At 64.0% G+C, this 3,613-nt stretch carries 4 protein-coding genes; all 4 read left to right on the top strand.

The features are described 5' to 3' along the window. The first annotated feature begins 177 nt into the window (after nucleotides 1-177). A complete protein-coding gene (locus G6022_RS11130) occupies nucleotides 178-780 on the top strand; it encodes a recombinase family protein (protein ID WP_094364518.1) in 603 nt (200 codons plus the stop codon). A 1-nt stretch (nucleotide 781) separates the two neighbouring features. Continuing rightward, a complete protein-coding gene (locus tag G6022_RS11125) occupies nucleotides 782-2,161 on the top strand; it encodes a Mu transposase C-terminal domain-containing protein (RefSeq protein ID WP_163376769.1) in 1,380 nt (459 codons plus the stop codon). Between the two features lie 2 nt (nucleotides 2,162-2,163). Then, nucleotides 2,164-2,973, top strand: coding sequence for an AAA family ATPase (locus G6022_RS11120; RefSeq protein WP_182640231.1), 810 nt, complete (start codon nucleotides 2,164-2,166; stop codon nucleotides 2,971-2,973). Between the two features lie 146 nt (nucleotides 2,974-3,119). After that, nucleotides 3,120-3,613: recombinase family protein (locus G6022_RS11115; protein WP_182691574.1), on the top strand; the 494-nt coding region annotated here is incomplete at its 3' end.

The following is a 3,613-nucleotide window of genomic DNA, read 5'->3' as shown; positions in this document are numbered from 1 at the left end:
CCGCCTGGCGCCGTGAATGTGCCTTAAAAACCTACAGTCTTATGAGACACCAGGCGGGGACCGGACGCCGAGACCGCTTCATGGGCCGATGGGCACCTTCTGCCTCTCGCGAAGTCGTCTCACCGTGAACTGTCGCAGGGTGGTGCTCGGTAGGGGTTTGTGAGTCATAATCATGTCATGAGGCTCTTGGGGTACACCCGCGTGAGCACTGCGAGTCAGGACGCGCAGTTGCAGTTGGATGCACTCGTGGATTCCGGGGTGCAGAAGCGGGATGTGTTCGCGGATGTGACCTCGGGTAGCCGGACCGCGATCGAACGCCCGGGGATGAAGCGCCTGTTGGACTATGCCGAGTCCGGCGACACGGTCGTGGTGTGGCGCATCGACCGGCTCGGCCGATCCTTGATCGATGTCCTCAACACCGTGAACCTGATGCGCGACAAGGGCGTAAAGATCAAGTCGCTTTCGGACGGCATCGACCCGGAGACCACTTCCGGCCGGTTAATGCTGGGCATGCTGGCCACGCTGGCCGAGTACGAGCGCGAGCTGATCACCGAGCGAGTCAATGCCGGCATCGCTGCGGCGAAGCAGAGCGGTACCCGGTTCGGTCGGCCGCCTGTTGACCCGGCGGTGATTGCGGAGAAACTCGACATCGCTCGGGACGCCCGCGCCAAGGGTCGCACCGCCGAGGAAGCCGCCCGATTGGTCGGATGGTCTCGCGCCACGCTGTACCGGCACCAACAGGCTGCCCGCGACCGCGACATGGTCTCCCAGCAGGTGTGACATGGACGGGCCGCAGCGGTGGCGAATCCTCCGGCTTCACGTCGAGGACGGCATCTCGCTGACGACCCTGGCCCGTGACACCGGCACCGGGCTGCGGACACTGCAACGCTGGCACCAGCTTTACAAGACCGGCGGCATCGCGGCGTTGGAGCCGCGGCCACGACGCGACACGGGATCTCGACGCACTCCGGCGGAACTGGTCACGTTTCTCGAGCACCTCGCGCTGACCCGCCCACGCCCGAGCACCGCTGCATTGCACCGGCTCACCACGGCCGAAGCGGGTCGCTTGGGGCTGACGGCCCCGAGCTATGCCACGGTCCGCGCCATCGTCCACGCTTTGGACCCGGCCCTGGTGACGCTTGCTCTGGAGGGGCCGGCAGCATATCGGGACCGCTATGAACTGGTGTTCCGCCATCGCGCCGAACGGCCGAATGTGACGTGGCAAGCCGATCACACCGAACTCGACATCCTCATCACCGGCGCCAGCGGCACCCCCGACCGGCCCTGGCTGACGGTGGTGATGGACGACTACTCCCGCGCGGTCTGCGGGTACATGGTCTTCACCGGGGCGCCATCGGCGATGAACACCGCGCTGGTGCTACGACAGGCGATCTGGCGCAAGACCGAACCGGCCTGGGCGATGTGCGGACTACCCGACGTCCTCTATATCGATCACGGCAGCGACTTCACCAGCCGCCACCTCGAGTACACCGCGGTCTCACTGAAAATCCGCCTCATCTTCTCCACCGTCGGTCGCCCGCAAGGCCGAGGCAAGATCGAGCGGTTCTTCGGCACAGTCAACACCGAGCTCCTGGCCACCCTGCCCGGACATCTGGCACCAGGGGCCAAGACACCTCCATCTCTGGATCTACCTGCGCTCGATCAGGCGATCGCCGGTTTCATCGCCACCTACAACGAGCGGACCCACCGGGAGATCGGGACGAGCCCGAAGAAGGCGTGGATCGGTGACGGGTGGTTGCCACGCATGCCCGAATCCCTCGATGAACTCGACGGACTGCTGCTGACGGTGCCCAAGCACCGCACCGTGCAGCGTGACGGCATCCACTTCCAAGGCCGGCGCTACCTCGCGCCAACTCTGGCACCGTTCGTTGGCCGCCCGGTGACGATCCGCTACGACCCGCGTGACATCTCCGAGGTTCGCGTATACGACCGCGACACCTTCCTCTGCGTGGCCATCGATGAGGCGCACCCGAACCAACGGGTAAGCCTGCAAGAAGTCGAGACCGCACGCCGAGCCCGCCGGCGCCAACTGCGCAAAGACATCAACGACCGCATCCCGCGTATCGCCGATCGGGCCGAACCGCGCACCGCCGCCCCCGGAGCGCGGCCAACCAAGCTGCGCACCTACGAAGAGGACTAAGGATGGCCAAGGACTTCATCATCACCAAGGAACATCGCCGGTTCACCGAATTCGCCACCGCGGTACGCAAGGAACGCACCATCGGCATCTGTCACGGCGACGCCGGCATCGGCAAGACCCAATCGGCACGCCGATACGCCCACTGGGACACCGTGGAACCGTTCATCACCGAATGGGGGCCGCGCACCGAAGACGACGCCAAGCTTTATGCAACTGCGAACCGGTGCCGGACCGTGTTCTACACCCCCGAGGTGCTCCCCAGGCCCAAAATCCTCATGCACGAGATCGCGCACCTGCAGACAAAGCTCGGCATCTGCATCGACGAACACCAGCGCAACATCGGCAAAGTCACCGGCGCCCACTCAGGTCACACCAACAAGTGGGTCGAGCGGCTCATCATCGATGAAGCCGAACGACTGGCCCCGACCGCACTCGAACTCCTCCGTGATGAACACGACCGCTACGACCTGGCGATCATCCTCATCGGCATGCCTGGCATTGACCAGCGGTTTCGCCACTACCCTCAGCTCTACAGCCGCCTCGGATTTTCACACCGATACCGGGCACTAGGACGCGAGGAACTGCTCTTCGTCCTCGATCGCCATTGGAAACGCCTCGGCCGCACTCTTGACCCAGACGACTTCACCGACGCTCAAGCGATCGCCGCGATCGAACGCATCACCCGGGGCAACTTCCGCCTCCTCGAACGCCTCTTCCCTCAGATCGCCCGAGTGCTCAAGATCAACCAACTCGAGACCATCACCGACGACGTCATAGAATCCGCCGCCAGCATCCTCGTGATCGGAAACTAACGCCCCCAAGCGATCACAGAAAACCGCCGCAAAGCACTCAAACCCACAATCGTCGCTGTGTCACAGGGTGATTTCTAGAGTTATGAAACGCCGTCCCTTCGGGTCTAGTGTGTAGTGGTACAGATTCCGGACGAAAGGCTCTTTCGATGGCTGATCGAATCGGGATGTTGCTCAATCGCTCGGGTGACGGTGGCGAGGAGGTGCTCGTCGTCAGCCGCGGGAGCGTGCGTACCAGGTTCCGTCGCCGGGACGAGCTGGACTGGTCAATCCGAGTCGAGTCGACAGACTCGGAGAATATCGTCGAGGGAGAATCGGGGCCGGCCCGGAAGCCGGCTCGCCGGTCCTCGCGGCCTCGTGGGCAGCGGGTGGCGTACGTGCGGGTGTCGGCCGCGGATCAGAATGAGGCGCGTCAGCTCGAGGCGGTTGGGGAGTGCGATCAGGTCTATATAGAAAAGCAGTCCGCACGCTCTCGTGTCGATCGCGTGAAGCTCGCCGAGTGCATCGGGTACCTCCGCGACGGTGACGAGCTAGTTGTTGCATCGATGGACCGGCTCGCTCGTTCCCTGGTCGATCTCAAGCAAATCGTCGGCGAGATCACGGCTAAGGGCGCGAGCGTGGAGTTCGTCCACGAGCGGGCCAC

This window comes from Dietzia sp. Cai40 (assembly GCF_014145165.1).
GTDB lineage: Bacteria > Actinomycetota > Actinomycetes > Mycobacteriales > Mycobacteriaceae > Dietzia > Dietzia natronolimnaea.
This window is presented reverse-complemented; position numbering and strand designations above follow the sequence as displayed.